Source organism: Lactobacillus sp. WILCCON 0059 (assembly GCF_057197985.1).
This window is the reverse complement of record NZ_JBUBHN010000001.1, coordinates 2,029,389-2,049,432: the sequence shown is the minus strand read 5'-3', so window position 1 is coordinate 2,049,432 and position 20,044 is coordinate 2,029,389. Positions and strand designations below refer to the sequence as shown.

General features: G+C 47.2%; 10 protein-coding genes. 6 read left to right on the top strand and 4 right to left on the bottom strand.

What is annotated here, in order from left to right:
• Positions 1-74 precede the first annotated feature (74 nt).
• From ACYVUT_RS09635 to ACYVUT_RS09620, 4 genes are all read right to left on the bottom strand, one after another.
• Positions 75-1,736 carry a hypothetical protein gene (locus ACYVUT_RS09635; RefSeq protein ID WP_484501942.1) on the bottom strand — a complete coding sequence of 554 codons (1,662 nt, stop codon included), beginning with the start codon at positions 1,734-1,736 and terminating at the stop codon, positions 75-77.
• A gap of 170 nt (positions 1,737-1,906) precedes the next feature.
• Positions 1,907-3,724, bottom strand: coding sequence for a Rib/alpha-like domain-containing protein (locus tag ACYVUT_RS09630; protein WP_484501941.1), 1,818 nt, complete (start codon positions 3,722-3,724; stop codon positions 1,907-1,909).
• 158 nt (positions 3,725-3,882) lie between these two features.
• Positions 3,883-4,332: a VanZ family protein gene (locus ACYVUT_RS09625; RefSeq protein WP_484501940.1), complete on the bottom strand. Its 450-nt coding sequence runs from the start codon at positions 4,330-4,332 to the stop codon at positions 3,883-3,885.
• A gap of 120 nt (positions 4,333-4,452) precedes the next feature.
• A complete protein-coding gene (locus ACYVUT_RS09620; RefSeq protein ID WP_484501939.1) occupies positions 4,453-4,875 on the bottom strand; it encodes a GtrA family protein in 423 nt (140 codons plus the stop codon).
• A gap of 191 nt (positions 4,876-5,066) precedes the next feature.
• Here ACYVUT_RS09620 and ACYVUT_RS09615 point away from each other — a divergent pair, with 191 nt between their 5' ends.
• The 6 genes from ACYVUT_RS09615 to ACYVUT_RS09590 all read left to right on the top strand — a co-directional run bounded on the left by ACYVUT_RS09615 (position 5,067) and on the right by ACYVUT_RS09590 (position 20,026).
• Positions 5,067-5,774, top strand: coding sequence for a VanZ family protein (locus ACYVUT_RS09615; protein WP_484501937.1), 708 nt, complete (start codon positions 5,067-5,069; stop codon positions 5,772-5,774).
• A 10-nt stretch (positions 5,775-5,784) separates the two neighbouring features.
• Complete coding sequence (locus tag ACYVUT_RS09610) at positions 5,785-7,305, top strand: ATP-dependent nuclease (protein ID WP_484501936.1); 1,521 nt, start codon at positions 5,785-5,787, stop codon at positions 7,303-7,305.
• Positions 7,306-7,465: 160 nt separating this feature from the next.
• Positions 7,466-8,857, top strand: a complete 1,392-nt coding sequence (locus tag ACYVUT_RS09605; RefSeq protein WP_484499835.1) for an IS4 family transposase — start codon at positions 7,466-7,468, stop codon at positions 8,855-8,857.
• A gap of 262 nt (positions 8,858-9,119) precedes the next feature.
• Positions 9,120-12,758, top strand: a complete 3,639-nt coding sequence (locus ACYVUT_RS09600) for a glycoside hydrolase family 70 protein (protein ID WP_484501935.1) — start codon at positions 9,120-9,122, stop codon at positions 12,756-12,758.
• An 83-nt stretch (positions 12,759-12,841) separates the two neighbouring features.
• Positions 12,842-16,441 (top strand): glycoside hydrolase family 70 protein, encoded by a 3,600-nt coding sequence (locus ACYVUT_RS09595; RefSeq protein ID WP_484501934.1) that lies wholly within the window; start codon positions 12,842-12,844, stop codon positions 16,439-16,441.
• Positions 16,442-16,492: 51 nt separating this feature from the next.
• A complete protein-coding gene (locus ACYVUT_RS09590; RefSeq protein ID WP_484501933.1) occupies positions 16,493-20,026 on the top strand; it encodes a glycoside hydrolase family 70 protein in 3,534 nt (1,177 codons plus the stop codon).
• Positions 20,027-20,044 lie beyond the last annotated feature (18 nt).

The following is a 20,044-nucleotide window of genomic DNA, read 5'->3' as shown; positions in this document are numbered from 1 at the left end:
TTTTTTGCATTGATGATATGACTCTTTTTAAAAAATGTTTGTTAAAGCAAAAATAGCATCCAGACTGGATGCTCTTAAGAAGACTGCTTTTTGTAAATGTAAAATGCCAGAGTGAGCCAGCTGAGCAGGCAAAAGGCCAAGGCATAGTAGTAGAACTTGGCTGGCTGATAGCTCACGGTGATCCGGTTGTTTCCCTTTGGCAGGCTGATTTGCACGGTTCCACGCCGGCTGACCTGGTAAGAAACAGACTTGCCATTCAAGCTGACCCGCGTGTGCTGGTAGGCCAGGACTGGCAGGTCAAGTTTGCCACCTTTGCTGGTGAGGGTATAAGTAAGCTGATTGCTGCCGGCCTGGCTTTTGACTTTTACCTTTTTTCCATTGAGTAAGGCGACCTGCCGGGCAATCTGCTTGCTTGCTTTTTTGGCAGCTGCCGGATAGTAGTCGAATTCCCCATAAACTACCTGGTAATTAAAGATCTTGCTGTAGTCTTGATTGCTGATGACAGTTTGCGGCAGCTTGGTCAGAGATGAACGCCGCACGCTGGCCAGTCTTTGCGGATGCTTCATCACTTGAACCTGCAGATACATGCTGGAACAGAAGGTGAGCAGGCCAAACAGGGGCAGCAGGGCTATCAGAGCTTTCCTTTTTCCTGCCTGCAGCTGGTCAATTCCTTTGGCCAGATATTTGGCAACCAGCAGGCTCAGAAAAAGACCGGTGTAAGAGAGGTAGCGGGCCGTAATCTGTACTTCTGCAAGAAAAGTTTTTGACAAAAGGTGCCAGGGAAAGATCGTGCTGGCAAGTATAAAAGAGAGCCAGCCCAAACCGTAGATGGTCCAGTCAAAGCGGCCTTTGACCCACAGCCAGCCCACAAGGAGGAAAAAGAGCAGATAAGGACTGAGTTTCCAGCCCCGGCTGAAGCCAAAGGATTGCAAGAGCAGCTGGCTTGGCGACATTGTATAGCTTAGGCCAAACTTGGCACTGGTCATCCCGCGGCCGATAAAATCGGTCAAGAAGGGAACAAGGACTGGCAAAATTAGGCAGATGCAGGTCAGCAAGCTTTTAAGCAGGGCCAGCAGCCGCGTTTTCTCGATTTTGCGGCTGCCGGTCAGCTTGATAATGATGATGACCAAGAAGAACTCCAGCACCAGCATGATGGTTAGCAGGTGAGAGTAAGCTACCAGGGCTCCGCCGATAGCCAGCAAGTACCACTTGTGCTGGTCAGCCCACAGAATTTCGTAAATTCCCAGAAAGACCAGGGGCAAGAAAGTTACTGCTAGAAATTCTCCAAAGACCGCGGTTCCCAGGTAGATGTGGTAGGGCGTAAAAGTGTAGAACAAGGCAAAGAGCAGGCTGGGCAGAGCCTTTTTAGAGAAGCTCTTCATGCAGCAGTAGCTCAGCCAGGCAGTTGCCAGGTTGACCAGGAAATACCAACCGTAAAAGGCATTGACTGGAGACAGGATAAAGCGCAAAGCAGCCCATGGGTATAAAAAGAGATAAGGGTAAAAAAGGAAAGAGGCTACGCCGGTACTATGAAAAGTATGTGTGGCGATAAAAGTCAGAGGACTGCCTACTTTCAAGTTCTGATAGATTTCCTCCACTCTGGAGGCATGGAAGCTCCAGTCAGACCACAGCCAGAGGGCATGCGTCCGCTGTTGGTAAAGGACGGCGAAGAGAACCGCCAGCGTTAGTCCGGCCAGATAAAGCAGGTCGGTGCGATGTTTAGAAATTTTTTTCATTGATGGTATTTTTGCTGTTTTGAGAATGTAAAACTTGTTGTTAAACTGCCTTAGCAGAAAAAGTTGTCCCGGATATTTCTGCTAAATCTTATTAGTGATCCACAAATAACCAGTTTAACATAAAAAGCCTGCTACATTGTAGCAGGCTTTGTTAAGGAAGATTTTAGATTCTACTTTTTCTTAGTAGTCTTTTTGGTGGCCTTCTTAGAAGTTTTTTTAGTCGACTTCTTAGTTGACTTCTTGGTGGTCTTCTTAGTTGACTTTTTAGCGGTCTTCTTAGTTGACTTCTTAGTCGCTTTCTTTACAGCAGTAACCTTGACCTTAACGTTCTTAACAGTGTCTTTTGACTTGTCTGGGTAAGTTACGACTACGCTGACAGTGTAGGTGCCGGCCTTCTTCAAGTTAGGGGCTGGTGAGAAAGCATACTTGGCCTTGGCAGGCAGCTTGCTTGCGTTAGTGATGACGCTCTTGGCTGAAAGCTTGCTGCCAGCTTTGACAGTGACGTTCTTAGCTTTAGGAGCGTAAACCTGCGCGTTAGTCTTCTTGACAGTCTTTTTAACCGTCTTTTTCTTAGTGGCTGAGCTGGCCAAAACGGCTTTAGTGATCTTGCTACCGTGTGAGTTCAGCTTTGGGAAAGTAGTGGAAGTCGTTGCCAGATAAGTAGGCGCGTTGGCTGCCCAAGACTTGTAGAGCCAGATGTCAGTCTTGGAAAGGGCTTGGCCTTGGCCTGACAGGGTGTCAGGGATACCGTTGTCACCGCGGTTGATGACGTTCTTAAAGGTATTGTTCCAAGCCTTCAAGGAGTTGACATCACTGGTTGATTGTCTTGCGGTGTAACGCAGGTGGATAGGAGCCATTACCTTGTAGTATGAAAGCTTGACGTTGGTAGCGTTGGCAGTCTTTTCGAAGGTTGAGTTGTAAATGCTGATGTTCTTGTAGCTGGCGATCTTGTGGGCATCGTCAACACCGTGGCTGCCGACCGTTGCCCCGTAAGGAATGGTGGTCGTCGGCATAGCCTTCTTTGGATCACGGTTAACGATCGCGCCACCAGAAGTACCATTGATTTCAGGCCCGAAGTAGCAGTTCTTGATAGTAGCGTTTTGAGTTGATGCGCCATCGAGCAGAGTTGAACCAGCTGATGGGAAGTTGCTTGAATTTACATTGGAGTCGTAGCTGGCGCCTTCTGGAGTTGCCACGTCCAATTGAATGGCTTCAGACAAAACGGAGTGACCGCCGACGCCATTGCTGGAGTTGGCTTCTTGCTTGTAGATCGCGTCCCAGGTGCTTTGCGTGAAGTTCTTGCCGCCGTAGCCGTAGAACTTACAGTTGTCCCAAGTAACGTTGCTTGAGCCTAAGACATCGAAAACGTGCCGGTCAAAAGTCTGGGCTTGGTGGAATTGCAAGTTCTTGAAGTTGATGTTCTTGGCGTGCAACAGGATAACTTGTGTGCCACCCTGGTTGTCGGTTTGGACCTTGCCATTGGTGTAGTTGACTTCAACTGAGCCATGGACATCCAGGTTTTCAATGACTTGATTCTTGTGGTCACCGCTGATGTACCAGTCAAGCTTGGCAGTGGTTGGCCAGTAGGCATGACCGTCAGCTGGACGGACAGAGCCCTTCGCGTGCCGGTTGATTGCGGCGGTTGTGCCATTGAAGTTGATCGTCCCGGTGGACTTGTCAGACAACTTGAAGACAACGTAGCGCATAATGTTCAGCTGATGGTTGGCTGGGAAAGTGATTGTCCCCTTGTTTTCAAAGATGAAGCCAGTGAAGTTGCTTTGAGTGTCGGCACTTAATTTGAAAAAGTTGTCCAAATCGGACTGAGTACGGATAGTATAGTCTGCCCGCGCGCTAGCATAAGCCTTCTTGGCTTGGAAAGGAGCGTGGAAGACGGCTTGAGCTTGTGGCAATTGGGTGGCACCAACGCTTAAAGCAAGGGCCAGACAAGTTGCTGCAAGGGCTTTCTTGTTGAACTTTTTAGATACCATGTTTCTTTTCCTCTAAAAATATATTGGTTAACAGCATTTACTAAAAATATTATAGAACATTAAGGGGATGAAAGGTAAAGAAAAATTTTATTTTACTGCAGTAAAAATAGAGTGCCGCGAAAGCACTCTTTTTAGTAATTAGCAAATTGTATAAGGCTTTAGTTGACGGCCTGCTTGGCCCATGGCCGCTGGAGCAAGAGGATCAAGCCAATCCCCAGCAGGTAGCCGGCAATATCGAAAGGAAAGTCAGTCGGGTCGAATTCCCGGCCGGGAACCAGCAGCTTGCTGGTCTGGTCAAAAAGAGACCAGCAAGCTGACAGAGCCAGGGCTGACCAGGCATAGTGCTTCCGCCAGCGGCTGAAGAAGTAGCAGGCACTGGCGCCGAGCAGGAAGTATTCAGCCGTGTGGGCCAGTTTCCGCATCATATGGTAGATCGGATACTCAGCCATCACCGTGCCGGTCAAGTGAAAATGGATCTTCTCAAACAAGCTGACGAATTTCAAGGTCAGCTGGGCTGACTGGCCGGAATTTTGAAAAGTCAAGCCGCTGATCAAGAGGATTGACCCCAGACATCCCAAAAAGGCTAAAATCATATTTCTTTTCCGCATTTTCGCCCTTCCTCTCCGTTAAACTGCCTATAAGACTGCCTATAAGATTAGCACGAAAATGCATGAGCAAAAGCTTTTAGCTCCAAAAATTACCATTTCTTAGCAATTAATCCGAATGGATTAATCCTTAGATTTGAAGATCCAGAACTTGCTGGCGACATAGTTTACAATGACGACGACTACGTTGGCCAGGATCTTGATGACCATGCTGTTTAAGTGCATCTGTTCAGCGAAGATGAACATGATGACCATGTCCAAGAGGGCAGTCCCGATTCTAGCCGCGAAGAAGCTGGCAATTTCACTGGCGTATTCCTTAAAGCTGGAAGCCTGGCTGTGGAAAACCCACTTGCGGTTGGTCAAGTAGGCAAAAACGATCGACAGGAACTGGGCCATGATCGTTGCCGGCATGATGTCCCACTTTAAAATATCATTGCAAAGCCAGTAGGAGAAGATGTTGACCAGGGTGGTCATGACGCCCCAGAAAACATAAGGGATGATGTCTTTATACTTGTCCCATAATTCGTTGATTTTTTCTTTGTCCATAAGCGATACTCCAATTTTACATATTGTGGTAATTGCTAAAAAGCACTGACATAAAGGATAGCACAAAGAAGAATTTTGGAAAAACAATCTTGGGTCTACCGCTATAAAATTAATAATCTCGACTTTTGTTGGAATGCTGGGTAATGGTATAAAATATGTAAAAAGGAATTCGTAAGGGGAAGTGAAAAAGAATGTATCATGAACTGGCTTTGCTGATCCGCTTTGTGGTCATTGCTGCCTGTGTGGTTGCTGGCTATTGGGCCATCCGCACGGGCAACTCATTTTTGCGGTTGGTAGTGACGATTGTCTATGGCTGTGCATTAATTTACTATGTGTTTGCCTCAAGAATGCTGACGGCTGCCGTCTACTACTGGCAGCATCCGGCACAAATGGCCGCTAGCTCTGAGGTCTTGGAAGACCCGGCCTTTTGGAAGTGGGGGCTGAAAAAAGTCTTTGCCAGCTCAAACTATGGCGGCCGCTATGGCTTTTTGATGAATGTGCTGCTTTTTGTGCCCTTGGGCTATATTATTCCATCCTGGTCCAAGTGGCTGCACAGCATTATGATCACCACTTTTATGGCTTTCTGCCTGTCCTGGTTTATTGAACATTTCCAGCGGTTGACCGGGCTGGGGACTTATGACGTCAACGACATGATCGCCAACACTACTGGTGCCTTCTTAGGAGCTGTAGCGATCATGCCAACCTTGTGGATGCGGGACATCCAGGCAAGAAAACTCCGCAAGGCCCGGGAACACGCGGAAGCTGAAGCTAAAGGAGAAGCTGAAGCTGCCCGCCTGGACCGGGTCAGCCGGCAACTGGCCAACCCAACTGAAAAGACACCGAAGGTTAAGATGAGCCGGAAGGACTACCGGCAAAGACACGGCGACCAAGCCGATTAAGGAGCAAACCATGTTGCTGCGTGCAGTTGAGCTGCATAACTTTCGCGGTTATCGCGATTTCAGACTGAAATTTTCCCCTTTGACCAGTCTCTTGGGCGAAGGGGAAGTAGGCAAGAAGACTATTCTGCGGGCCTTGGACATCTTCTTCAATGGCTCCTTAGCCAAGCGGCCCTTGAAATTGCAAGACCTTAATGAGAAAGCACTCAAGGCTGGGGACTGGCAAATTGCGATCACTTGCTACTTTGATGATTTTGCCATCAGAAAGTCCTTTGACCTCAAGCAATATCTTGAAGAAAGTGATAGCTTCGCGGAAGGCGGAGGAGAATTTACGGCTGTCACCGACCAGAACCGGGGCCACTACCGGCAGCTTTTAGCTCGCATGCCGATGTATGTCTTTTTTGACGAAGAGTCAAAGGCATCCAGTCCTTTGAATTTTGTGGTCCGCAGCGCCATCCGCGACAAAGCGGCTGAAATCAAGGAGATCCAGGACTACTTGGATGAGCGTTTGGGCCGTAATCTTTCCCAGCTTTTGGCCAATTACCGGGACTTGGGTGAGCCGGCTCCCCAGTTTGTCTTCCAGGATCCAGACTTGGCTGAACTGATCAAACAGCGGGAAAAGGTTGGGGTGACCGGGACGGCCAAGGTCAGCCGGATTATACTGTCTTTTCTTTTGGCCCAAAGCGAAAACGCCAGCATCGACAATGTAGTTTATGCCTTTGAAGCAAACAGCTTGTCAGAAGAAGATGAAGCCTTGCTGGCCCAAGCTCTGTTGAAGCTAGTTGCCAAGAACAAGCAGGTTATTTTGATCCCGCGCACACCGCACTTGATGGGTCTTCTTCCTTTGGAAGGGACTAAGATCATCAAGAAGGTTGCCGGCCAGCAGCAGCTTTTAAGTGACAACCAGATTTTGGCGGAAGCATCAAGCAACTTGGGTCTGGCGGCAGACCAGCGGGCCGTCAAGTCCCGCTGCGTTCTCTTGGTGGAAGGGCAGGAAGACGTTCGTTTCGTGACCAAGATCAACCAGTGGATGTATGAAGAAAAGTTGGTGGACGCGACTTTTGCTGAAAAAGGGCTCTTCATCTTGCCGGTTGGGGGATGCGGAAGTCTATTAGCCTGGCTGAACTTTGACCTTTTTTCCAAGCTGAATGAACCTTGGTTCATCTTGATTGATTCAGATAAAGGGACGCCAGAAGCCAAGCAGAGCCAGCATCACTTGCACCGAATTAAGTCCAAGTATCCGGGGATGCAGGATCATATTCATGCTACTTTTAAGCGGGAGATTGAGAACTATCTGGTCTTTAAAGAAGGCAAGAAGACTCATATCTTTGAGCCCTACGAGGACGTTAAGCAGCACATGTATGACCTGATGCAGCAGCGCCATCAGAGCTGGAGCAAGGACAAGACGGCGTCCAAGCTGATGGAGCAGATGGATTTGGCTGATCTGCAGGACTACTATGAAAAAGACGGGCAAAAGCACCGGGAATTGGTGGAATACTTCCTGCAGATTGACCACTTTATCGATGAAGTATAAAGCTCTATATTTATATAGAACTTAAACTTCCCACTTGCAAAAGTGGGCTAGTACCTTGAAAATTCAATAGTTTTGCCAACAAAAAAGCACAAGGCCTTCGTTCGCTTGATATAATTAAGTCGACCAAAACATCATCAATATCAAACGAAAGGCTTGTGCTATGTCTAGTTTACCATCATTCGATACTGAAAACGAACCTAAAATTGCCCGCTCTGTTGAAAAGTTCTTTAAGGACTACAAAGTTATGGAGCTTCTCCGCAGATCTGGGCTCCGCAAGTCCAAAGGAGTCCCGCTTTGGTCGATCCTTTCATACATCTTCAGTAATGTGTTTCGAGACAGAAGCATGTACATGCAACAGAAGTCTGGCAAGTGTACTGCTGGCTTCTCCAAAAATACCTACTATCGATTCATGCAGAACCCACATATCAACTGGCTTCGCTTCACTATTCTGCTAGCTGAGAGGATCGTCAATGGGCATCTGAAAGATCTGACCTCTGACCAACGTGCGGATTGCTTCGTCTTTGACGATTCGCTCTACTCCAGAACTGGATACAAGAAGACTGAGCTGGCTGCCAAAGTATTCGACCACGTTTCGATGACCTACAAGAAGGGGTTTCGGATGATGACCATGGGTTGGACTGATGGATCCTCCTTCGTCCCAATCGCTTCATCTCTCCTGTCCTCAAAGAACGATCAGAATGTCATCGGGACAACCAAGAAGATCGACAAGCGCACAATTGCGGCCAAGAGGCGGATTATGGCCCAATCAAAGGGGACCGATGTAGTTATCCAGCTGCTCGATCAAGCCTTGAAAGCAGGGCTCACTGCCAAGTACGTCATGTTTGACACTTGGTTTTCCAATCCGCATCAGATTGTCCAAATCAGTCAACGTGGTTTGAACGTAATCGCCATGGTGAAGAAAAGCTCCAAGATCACATACGAGTTCGAAGGAAAGCGGATGAACGTCAAGCAGATCTTCAACGCATGCAAGAAGCGTAGAGGTCGCTCAAGATATCTCCTGTCCGTCCCTGTAAAGGTTGGAGATCCTGCCAAAGATGGTGCCCAGATTGATGCCAGAATAGTCTGTGTGAGAAATCGCTCCAACCGCAAAGACTGGATCGCTCTTATTTGTACGGACATGACGATCGATGAAAATGAGATCATCAGAATTTACGGCAAAAGATGGGACATCGAGGTCTTCTTCAAGACCTGCAAGAGCTTCTTGAAGCTTGGCACTGAATACCATGGACTCTCATATGATGCATTGACTGCCCATACGGCTTTCGTCTTTCTGCGCTACATGTTCATGTCAGTTGAGAAGCGAGACGATGAAGACGATAGGACAATAGGCGAGCTCTTTTATTGCATGGTAGACGAGCTTGCGGACATCACTTTCAATCACTCGCTTCAGATCCTGGTGGAAGCCATGTTCGAGAGTGTGAAAGAGATCTTCCAACCAACAGAAGAGCAGATGGAAAGGTTCACCAAAGCTTTCATTTCCCGCCTCCCGAAGTACATGCAAGAGGCATTATCGCCATCACTAGCAGCTTAATTGAATATTTACTGGCTAAACTATTGAGTTTTCAAGGCTTCATAGTTCTTTTTGGTGTGGGAAGTTTAAGTATAGAATTTAAAGAAATAGTAAAACTTATAAGTTTCTTTTTTAAACTAACTTAGAAGTTTTTTTACGATTTTTTGGGGAACTAAAAAAACTTTTTAAGTGAATCCAGGTTGCGTATTGCACATCGAATAAGAAATTATTAAAATTAGGTAGATAATGAATGTACTGTGATTTTTTGTAGAAGAGGATAAAAATGCGCAAGTCAAAGCATGATTATAAATGGCTGATGACCGGAGCAGCTGTCTTGGCTACTTTGGCCAGCCTGCCATTTGGTCAGTCAGTTTCTGCCGCTAAAAAGAACGGCTGGCAGAACACTAAGGCTGGCCGGGTATACTACAAGAACGGCAAGAAGGTAAAGAGCACTTACCTTGTCAGCGGCGGTTATGTTTACTACCTCAAGAAGAACGGGGTAATGATCAAGAACAAGACCAGCAAGATCAAGGGCAAGAAGGTCAAGTTCGACAAGAAGGGCCATGTAACCAGCTTCAGAGGCAAGACCAAGATCAACAGTTCTTGGTACTACTTCACAAAGAGCGGCAAGATGGTCAGAAACAAGACTGTCAAGGGCAGCAAGTATGTCTACCATTACTCCAAGAGCGGCAAGCTGAAGTCCGGCTTGTCCAGCTTGAAGGGCAAGAAGTACTACATCGACGCTACTAGTGCCAAGCCGCGGACCAACTTCATGTACAAGTCAGGCTCAAAGTGGTACTACTTTGACTCTAAGGGCTTGGGCAGCAACTCTTTGAAGATGCAGTTCACCAAGGAAACTGGCCTGGTTAACACCAACAAGACTTTCGCCAAGAACAACTTGGCTTACAGCTACAGCTCATCCAGCATCGACAACGTTGATGGCTACTTGACGGCAGACAGCTGGTACCGGCCAAAGAAGATCCTGAAGAATGGCAAGACCTGGACTGCATCAACGGCCAGCGACAAGCGGCCACTTTTGATGGTCTACTGGCCAAGCCGTCCGATCTTCGTTGACTACCTCAACTTTATGAAGAAGAAGGGCTTTGTCAGTGCCAAGCGGAACTTCTCAACCAATGACAAGACCAAGGACTTGTTCAACGCGGCCAACCAAGTTCAGGTAAACGTCGAAAAAAAGATCTCCAGCCAAAAGAGCACTTCCTGGTTGAAGACTTTGATAACTGAGTTCAAGAACACTGAGAGCATTTGGACCAAGGCAAGTGAAAGTGAAAACTATGCTGGTAACCAATTGCAAGGTGGCTTCCTGCGTTATGACAACTCCAGCATGACCCCATGGGCCAACTCCAGCTACCGCTTGATGGGCCGTTACCCAAAGAACATCAAGGGTGACTTCCAAAAGCAAAAGGAATTCCTGCTGGCCAACGACATTGACAACTCTAACCCAGTAGTTCAAGCAGAACAGCTGAACTGGATGCACTACCTGCTCAACTACGGTTCAATCACTGCCAATGACAAGGATGCCAACTTTGACTCAATCAGAGTTGACGCCGTGGACAATGTTGACGCAGACTTGTTAAATATCGCTGGTGACTACTTCAAGGATGTCTATGGGATGAACACGGATGCTAAGTCCAACGCCCACTTGAACATCTTGGAAGACTGGGACCACACTGACCCAGACTATGTCAACAAGATGGGAAATCCGCAAATTACGATGGATGACAAGTGGAAGACGACCATCAACAATGTCTTGAACAAGGACCTGACTGGCACTGGCAGCATGGCTGACTTGATTGGGACCGACACTGACAAGTCAATGGTCAACCGGACCAAGCTGGACGGGTCAGAAAGCGTAATTCCTAACTACGCCTTCATCCGGGCTCACGACAGTATGTCCCAGGAAAACATCCAGCAAGCTATTAAGGATGTAACTAAGAGCAGCCAATACCCTAACGGGAAAGACTACACTACTTTCACCGACGCGGAAGAAAAGAAGGGGCTGGACCTGTACCGGAAGTACCAGCAATCTACTGAAAAGAAGTACAACCTTTACAACATCCCATCATCATACGCTATGCTGTTGACTAATAAGGATGTTATTCCGCGGGTGTACTACGGTGACCTTTACTTCGACGGCAGTGAATACATGTCAGAAAAGAGCATCTACTTCGATGCAATTTCCAATTTGCTGAAGTCCCGGATCAAGTACGTGGCTGGTGGCCAAAGCATGTCTGTCGACAAGAATGATGTTTTGACTAGTGTACGTTATGGTAAGGGCGTTAAGACTGCCAGCGACAAGGGGACTGATGAAAGCCGGAACGAAGGTATCGGTGTCATCATCAGCAACAAGCCAAGCTTGACTTTGGGCGACAGTGACAAGGTTGTCCTGCACATGGGTGCTTCCCACAAGAACCAAAAGTACCGGGCATTGCTTTTGACTAACAACAGTTACGATTCTAAGAACGACGGCACTAGTCAGGCTTCAACTGGTATCATCAGCTATGCCAGTGACAGCAATGCTCCAACTGCCACGACTGACGAAAACGGCGATTTGGTATTTACCAACAAGAACTTGACTGTTGATGGCAAGACTGAAGAAAACACTGCTGTCAAGGGTACTAAGAACCCTTGCGTGACTGGCTATCTGGCTGTATGGGTACCAGTTGGCGCTAAGGATGACCAAGATGCCCGGACCAAGGCAAGCAGCGACTCCGTTTCAGGTAGCTCACAATACCGGGTCAACGACGCCTTCGACTCTAACATCATCTTTGAAGGCTTCTCTAACTTTACTTTGAAGCCAACTAAGACTGACGAACGGGCTAACGTGCAGATTGCCAAGAATGCATCCCTCTTCAAGAGCTGGGGTGTTACCTCATTTGAAATGGCACCGCAATATGTTTCAAGCACTGACCGGACTTTCCTTGATTCAACCATTGAAAACGGTTATGCCTTTACTGATCGCTATGACTTGGCTTTGAGCAAGAACAACAAGTACGGTTCAGCTGCAGATTTGCGCAGTGCAATCAAGGCCTTGCACAAGGAAGGCCTGCAAGTCATGGCTGACTGGGTTCCGGACCAGGTATACACTTTGCCTGGCAAAGAAGCCGTAACTGTTACCCGTGTTAACGACGTTGGCGACAGCTGGAACTCACCAAACATGAACAGCATTGTCTACATCGCCAACAGTATTGGTGGCGGCAAGTACCAGAAGGAATACGGCGGTAAGTACTTGGCTGAATTGAAGCAGAAGTACCCTGACCTCTTCAGCAAGGTGCAAACGTCTACTGGCAAGCCAATGGATCCAAGTGTGAAGATCACTGAATGGTCAGCTAAGTACATGAACGGGACTAACATCTTGCATCGCGGTGCTGGCTACGTATTGCGTTCAAGTGGTGCTAATAAGTACTACAACGTTGGCTACAGCAAGGACGGCAGCAAGATTGCTCAATACCTTCCAGTCCAATTGGCAAGTGGCAAGGATCAAGAGAGAATGGGTCTTGTTTCAAACGGCAAGAACTACAACTACTACGATGAAAACGGCACTAAGAAGACTAGCTCCTTCATTCAAGACAGTGTAGGCAACTGGTACTACTTCGACAAGTCTGGCAACATGATCAAGAACAGCAGCTTTGCGAATGTTGGCAGCGGTAAGAATGCTGGCACTTACTTCTTCATGAGCAACGGTGTTTCCTTCAGAGGCGGCTTGTTGAACAACGGATCACATACCTACTACTTCGACAAGAACGGCCGGATGGTCAAGAGCAAGACTGTTAAGAGTGGTGAGTACACTTATACTTTGAACAAGAGCGGTTACTTGACTTCAGAGAAGTACACTGCAGCTTCTAAGAACCAAGCAACTACTAAGAACTCACTTGGTGCTCTTAAGAAAACAAATAAGAAATAAGCAATAGTGCTTTTTGAGAAGCAACTAAATCAAGTGAGGTTTAGTTGCTTTTCTTTATAAAACATTGATTGAAAGGAAATCAAATGTCAAAAAGAAAGAACAGCCGATATTCCTGGTTGATGACTGGGGCAGCTGTTTTAGCCACTTTGGCCAGCCTGCCATTTGGTCAGTCAGTTTCTGCCGCCAAGAAAAATGGCTGGCAGACCACCAAGGCTGGCCGGGTCTACTATAAGAACGGCAAGATGGTAAAGAGCAGCTATTTGGTTAGTGGCGGCTACGTTTACTACCTCAAGAAGAATGGGGTAATGATCAAGAATAAGACCAGCAAGATCAAGGGCAAGAAGGTCAAGTTTGACAAGAAGGGCCACGTAACCAGCTTCAGAGGCAAGACCAAGATCAACAGTTCTTGGTACTACTTCACAAAGAGCGGCAAGATGGTCAGAAACAAGACCGTCAAGGGCAGCAAGTATGTCTACCATTACTCCAAGAGCGGCAAGCTGAAGTCCGGCTTGTCCAGCTTGAAGGGCAAGAAGTACTACATCGATGCAACTAGTGCTAAGCCGCGGACCAACTTCATGTACAAGTCCGGTTCTAAGTGGTACTACTTTGACTCCAAAGGCCTGGGCAGCAACTCTTTGAAGATGCAGTTCACCAAGGAAACTGGCCTGGTTAACACCAACAAGACTTTCGCCAAGAACAACTTGGCTTACAGCTACAGCTCATCCAGCATTGACAACGTCAATGGCTACTTAACGGCGGACAGCTGGTACCGGCCAAAGAAGATCTTGAAGAACGGCAAGACCTGGACTGCTTCAACGGCCAGTGACAAGCGGCCACTTTTGATGGTTTACTGGCCAAGCCGTCCGATCTTCGTTGACTACCTCAACTTTATGAAGAAGAAGGGCTTTGTCAGTGCTAAGCGGAACTTCTCAACCAGTGACAAGACCAGGGATTTGTTCAACGCGGCCAACCAGATCCAAATAAACGTTGAAAAGAAGATCTCCAGCCAAAAGAGTACTTCCTGGTTGAAGACTTTGATGACTGAATTCAAGAATACTGAAAGTATCTGGACCAAGGCCAGTGAAAATGAAGACTTCAGTGGTTTGCAGTTCCAGGGCGGCTTCCTGCGTTATGACAATTCTAGCATGACGCCATGGGCCAACTCCAGTTACCGCTACTTAGGCCGTTATCCAAAGAACATCAAGGGAGACGCGAACAAGCAAAAGGAATTCCTGCTGGCCAACGATATTGACAACTCAAACCCGGTAGTTCAAGCTGAGCAGTTGAACTGGATGCACTACTTGCTCAACTACGGCTCAATCACTGCCAATGACAAGGATGCCAACTTTGACTCTGTCCGGCTTGACGCGGTCGACAACGTTGATGCGGACCTCTTGAACATCGCGGGTGACTATTTCAAGGATGTCTACGGAGTTGATACGGATGCTAAGTCCAACGCCCACTTGAACATCTTGGAGGACTGGGACTATTCTGATCAAGACTATGTCAACCGGATGGGCAACCCTGAAATTACTATGGATGACCGCTGGAAGAGCTCGATTATTTCTGCCATGAATGATGGTGGAAAGATGGAAGACATCATCGGAAGCAATACCGAAAACTCCATGGTCAACCGGACTAAGTTAGATGGGTCAGAGAAAGTCACACCTAACTATACCTTTATTCGGGCCCATGACAATATGTCTCAAGAAAACATCCAGCAGGCCATCAAGGACGTAACTAAGAGCAGTCAGTATCCAAATGGGAAAGACTATACGACTTTCACTGAAGCAGAAGAGAAGAAAGGCTTAGACGCTTATAGGAAGGACCAACAGTCAACTAGCAAGAAGTATAACTTGCGCAATATCCCAGCTTCATACGCTCTGCTTTTGACAAACAAGGACACCATTCCGCGGGTTTACTATGGTGACTTATACTTCGATGGTAACCAATACATGGCGGAAAAGGGCATTTACTATGATGCAATGACTAATCTCTTGCAAGCCCGGGTTAAGTACGTGGGCGGTGGTCAGAGCATGTCAGTTGACAGCAATGGCGTTTTGACAAGTGTTCGCTTCGGCAAGGGCGTTAAGACCACCAGTGATAAGGGGAGTGACGAAAGCCGGACTGAAGGGATTGGCGTTATCGCAAGCAACAAGTCAGATTTGACTTTGGGTGCCAATGATAAGGTTGTTCTTCATATGGGGGCTGCTCACAAGAAGCAAAAGTACCGGGCACTGCTTTTGACCAACAACAGCTACGATTCAAAGAATGATGGCACTAGTCAGGCTTCAACGGGTATTATCAGCTATGGCAACGATGACAAGGCACCAACGGCCATGACTGACGAAAATGGTGACTTGGTATTTACTAACAAGAATTTGACTGTTGATGGCAAGAGTGAAGAAAATACCGCTATTAAGGGAACTAAGAACCCTTGCGTTGATGGCTACCTTGCTGTGTGGGTGCCGGTTGGCGCCAAGGATGACCAAGATGCCCGGACTAAGGCCAGTGACAGCAAGGTATCTACTGATTCTCACTACCGGGTTAATGATGCCTTTGATTCAAACTTGATTTTTGAAGGCTTCTCAAACTTCATCTATCAGCCAACGACGACTGAGCAGCGGACCAACGTGCAAATCGCCAAGAACGCATCGTTCTTTAAGAAGTTAGGGATTACTTCCTTTGAAATGGCACCGCAATACGTTTCAAGCACTGACCGGACTTTCCTTGACTCAACCATTTACAACGGCTACGCCTTTACTGACCGCTATGACTTGGCTTTGAGCAAGAACAACAAGTATGGTTCAGCTGAAGACCTGCGTAACGCGGTTAAGGCTTTGCATAAGGAAGGAATGCAGGTCATGGCCGACTGGGTTCCGGACCAGGTTTACAGTCTGCCAGGTCAAGAAGCCGTAACTGCCACTAGAGTTGACGACTATGGCAACGATTGGCCAAGCAGCAGTTTGAGTAAGGTAGTCTACATTGCCAACACGATTGGTGGCGGCAAGTACCAGAAGGAATATGGTGGTAAGTTCCTGAACGAGCTGAAGCAGAAGTACCCTGACCTTTTCAGCAAGGTACAGGCTTCTACCGGCAAGCCGATGGATCCAAGTATCAAGATTACTGAATGGTCAGCCAAGTACATGAACGGTACCAACATTTTGCACCGGGGATCTGGTTACGTGCTTCGTTCAAGCAGCAGCTATTACAATGTGGGCTACAGCAAGGATGGGAGCAAGATTGCTCAATACCTGCCTGCTCAATTGGCAAGCGGCAAGAATATGGAAAAGCTTGGTCTGCTTTCAAGCGGCAAGAACTACAATTATTACGATGAAAACGGTAATAAGAAGACTAATGCTTTTGTTCAAGACAGCGTAGGCAACTGGTACTACTTTGACAAGTTAGGAAATATGATCAAGAACAGCAACTTTGCCAATATTGCTGGCAATACCTACTTTTTCATGAGCAACGGTGTTTCCTTCAGAGGTGGTTTGCTGAACAACGGATCACATACTTACTACTTCGATAAGAACGGTCGAATGGTTAAAAACAAGACTGTTAAGATCGGTGAGTATACTTATAGCTTGAACAAGAGTGGATACTTGACTTCAGAGAAGTACACTGCGGCTTCTAAGAACAAGGCAACCACGAATAATACGCTTGGTGCTGCCAAGAAATAATTTTGTGCTGATAAATTTGTAAGCAGAAAAAAGAGAAAAGGAAATGACAAAATGAATTATTCAAAGAAGGGTAAATTTACCTGGTTGATGACCGGTGCGGCTGTCTTGGCTACTCTTGCCAGCCTGCCATTTGGTCAGTCAGTTTCTGCCGCCAAGAAAAATGGCTGGCAGACCACCAAGGCTGGCCGGGTCTACTATAAGAACGGCAAGATGGTAAAGAGCAGCTATTTGGTTAGTGGCGGCTACGTTTACTACCTCAAGAAGAATGGGGTAATGATCAAGAATAAGACCAGCAAGATCAAGGGCAAGAAGGTCAAGTTTGACAAGAAGGGCCACGTAACCAGCTTCAGAGGCAAGACCAAGATCAACAGCTCTTGGTACTACTTCTCAAAGAGCGGCAAGATGGTCAGAAACAAGACTGTCAAGGGCAGCAAGTATGTCTACCACTACTCAAAGAGCGGCAAGCTGCAGTCAGGCTTGTCCAGCTTGAAGGGAAAGAAGTACTACATCGACGCAACTAGTGCCAAGTCGCGGACCAACTTCATGTACAAGTCCGGTTCTAAGTGGTACTACTTTGACTCTAAGGGCTTGGGCAGCACATCATTCAAGATGAGTTTCAAGAAGCAAGGCAGCTTGGTTAATACCAACAAGACTTTTGCCCAAAATAACCAAGCTTACAGCTTGACCAGCTCCAGCATCGATAATGTTGACGGCTATTTGACGGCAGACAGCTGGTACCGGCCAAAGAAGATCTTGAAGAACGGTAAGACTTGGACCAAGTCAACTGCCAGCGACAAGCGCCCGCTCTTGATGGTCTACTGGCCAAGCCGGGACATCTTCGTTGACTACTTGAACTTTATGAAGAAGAAGGGATTTGTTACTGCCAACTCAGACTTTAAGACTAGTGACAGTACCAGTGACTTGTTCAATGCGGCCAACCAGATTCAAGTAAACGTGGAGAAGAAGATCTCCAGCCAAAAGAGCACTTCTTGGCTGAAGACCTTGATGACTGAATTCAAGCGGACTGAAAGCATTTGGACTAAGGCAAGCGAAGATGAAAACTATGACGGGATGCAGCTGCAAGGTGGCTTCTTCCGTTACGACAACTCCGACTTGACCCCATGGACTAAGTCAAGCTACCGGCTGATGGGCCGCTATCCTGCTTACTTGACGGGTGATGACAAGAATATTCTGACGGAATTCCTCTTGGCCAACGACATTGACAACTCAAACCCGGTAGTTCAAGCAGAACAATTGAACTGGATGTACTACCTGCTCAATTATGGTGCAATTACCGCTAATGATAATGACGCTCACTTCGACTCAATCAGAGTTGACGCGGTTGACTTCACTGACGGTGACCTGCTTAATATCATGGGTCAGTACTTCAAGGCTGCTTATGGGATGAACTCTGATGAAAAGTCCAATGCCCACTTGAATATTTTGGAAGGCTGGAATGCTGCCATCCCCGCTGCGGTTAACAAGCTTGGCAACCCTGGCTTGAACATGGACGATAAGATACGGCAGTCCTTCAATGGCGCACTTAACTTTGTTTCAGACAGCTCATCAAGCTCTGAAAAAGCAGATCAGTTGAAGAGATTAGTCAATAGTTCATTGGTTGACCGGACCAATGACTCTGGCGAAGGCAAGGCAATGCCAAACTACTCCTTCATCCGGGCACATGACTCTAATTCTCAGGACCAGATCCGGCAGGCAATTCAAGCTGCTACTGGCCAGCCTTTCGGCAAGTTTACCCAAGCTGAAGAAGAAAAGGGGATGGAATTATACGTTAAGGACCAAAACTCAACAGATAAGACTTACAACCTTTACAACATGCCAGCATCTTACGCTGTACTTTTGACAAACAAGGACACTATCCCGCGGGTTTACTACGGTGATATGTATGTTGACGGCAGCCAATACATGTCTAAGAAGACCCGTTACTACCAAGCAATCAGCAACTTGATGAAGTCCCGGGTTAAGTATGTTGCCGGCGGGCAAAGCATGAATGTTGACGATAACGGTGTTTTGACAAGCGTTCGTTACGGCAAGGGCGCTGCTACTGCTAATGACAAGGGGACTGATGAAACCCGGAATGAAGGGATCGGTGTAATCATCAGCAACAACTCCAGCCTGTCTCTGTCTGACAAGGATAAGGTTGTTCTGCACATGGGTGCTGCCCACAAGAACCAAGAATACCGGGCAGTTATCTTGCCAAGCAGCAAGGCGCTTGACAACGGAACAGTTACTAACAGCTACCTGCACAGCTACAGCAGCGATGCTGACGCTCCAAGAGCCAAGACTGACGACAAGGGTGATCTGACCTTTACCAACCAAGACTTGAAGGGCCAAGACGGCACTGCCATCAAGGGCTACTCGAACCCAGACATGAAGGGTTACGTAGCTGTTTGGGTACCGGTTGGCGCTAAGGACGGCCAAGATGCCCGGACTAAAGCTTCAAGCACTAGCAAGGACGCTAAGTCAGTATATGAATCAAATGCTGCCTTTGACTCAAACGTTATCTTTGAAGGCTTCTCCAACTTCGTTTACTATCCAACCAAGTCAAGCGAAGCTGCCAACGTTCAGATTGCGCAAAACGCATCCTTGTTTAAGGAACTGGGGATCACTTCATTTGAAATGGCTCCACAATACGTTTCAAGCAAGGATAAGACTTTCCTGGACTCAACGATCGACAACGGATATGCTTTTGACGACCGTTACGACGTGGCTTTAAGTGGCAACAACAAGTACGGTTCAGCCCAAGACCTGCGCAATGCTTTGAAGTCTCTGCACAAGCAAGGCCTGCAAGTTATGGCTGACTGGGTTCCAAACCAGATCTACAACTTGCCTGGCAAGGAAGCAACGACGGTTTCACGGAGTGACGACTTTGCTCGTGACCGGGGTTCAGCTGACTTGAAGAAGTTTGTTTACATTACCAATACTATTGGTGGTGGTACTTACCAAAAGAAGTATGGTGGTGCCTTCCTGGCAACTCTGCAAAAGAAGTACCCGCAACTCTTCAAGGTTAACCAAATGTCTACTGCCAAGCCAATGGATCCGAGCGTGAAGATCACTGAATGGTCAGCTAAGTACATGAACGGGACTAACATCCTGGATCGCGGTGCTGGTTATGTACTTAAGAATGCCGCTGGGACTTACTACAATGTTGGTTACAGCAAGAAGGATGGCAAGCAAAGCTATGAAATCAGCCAATACTTGCCAGAGCAGCTGACAGGCAGTAGCTTGACCAAGAGGGGCAAGAATTACGTTTACTACGACGACCAGGGCAAGCAGGCCAAGAATACTTTTGTCAAGGATGATTCCAGCAAGTGGTACTACTTTGACAAGAGCGGCAACATGGTTAAATCTAGCAAGCTGACGGCCATTAAGACAACAAGTGAGACTGGGACTTACTTCTTTGAAGCCAACGGTCTGTCATTCAGAAACGGTCTGGTAAATGATGGCAAGCACACTTACTACTTTGCTTCCAACGGACAACTGCTGAAGAATCAAACCGTAAAGGTTGGTCACTACACTTACCGCTTGAATTCCAAAGGGTATGTAAGCAGCGAACAATATAAATAAGACCAAAAACAGCTATCC

Bases quoted from the DNA above. Each gene is read 5' to 3' on its own strand.
- ACYVUT_RS09630 (WP_484501941.1), bottom strand. From the start codon at position 3,724: ATGGTATCTAAAAAGTTCAACAAGAAAGCCCTTGCAGCAACTTGTCTG.
- ACYVUT_RS09610 (WP_484501936.1), top strand. From the start codon at position 5,785: ATGTTGCTGCGTGCAGTTGAGCTGCATAACTTTCGCGGTTATCGCGAT.
- ACYVUT_RS09605 (WP_484499835.1), top strand. From the start codon at position 7,466: ATGTCTAGTTTACCATCATTCGATACTGAAAACGAACCTAAAATTGCC.
- ACYVUT_RS09595 (WP_484501934.1), top strand. From the start codon at position 12,842: ATGTCAAAAAGAAAGAACAGCCGATATTCCTGGTTGATGACTGGGGCA.
- ACYVUT_RS09590 (WP_484501933.1), top strand. From the start codon at position 16,493: ATGAATTATTCAAAGAAGGGTAAATTTACCTGGTTGATGACCGGTGCG.
- ACYVUT_RS09620 (WP_484501939.1), bottom strand. From the start codon at position 4,875: ATGGACAAAGAAAAAATCAACGAATTATGGGACAAGTATAAAGACATC.
- ACYVUT_RS09615 (WP_484501937.1), top strand. From the start codon at position 5,067: ATGTATCATGAACTGGCTTTGCTGATCCGCTTTGTGGTCATTGCTGCC.
- ACYVUT_RS09635 (WP_484501942.1), bottom strand. From the start codon at position 1,736: ATGAAAAAAATTTCTAAACATCGCACCGACCTGCTTTATCTGGCCGGA.
- ACYVUT_RS09600 (WP_484501935.1), top strand. From the start codon at position 9,120: ATGCGCAAGTCAAAGCATGATTATAAATGGCTGATGACCGGAGCAGCT.
- ACYVUT_RS09625 (WP_484501940.1), bottom strand. From the start codon at position 4,332: ATGCGGAAAAGAAATATGATTTTAGCCTTTTTGGGATGTCTGGGGTCA.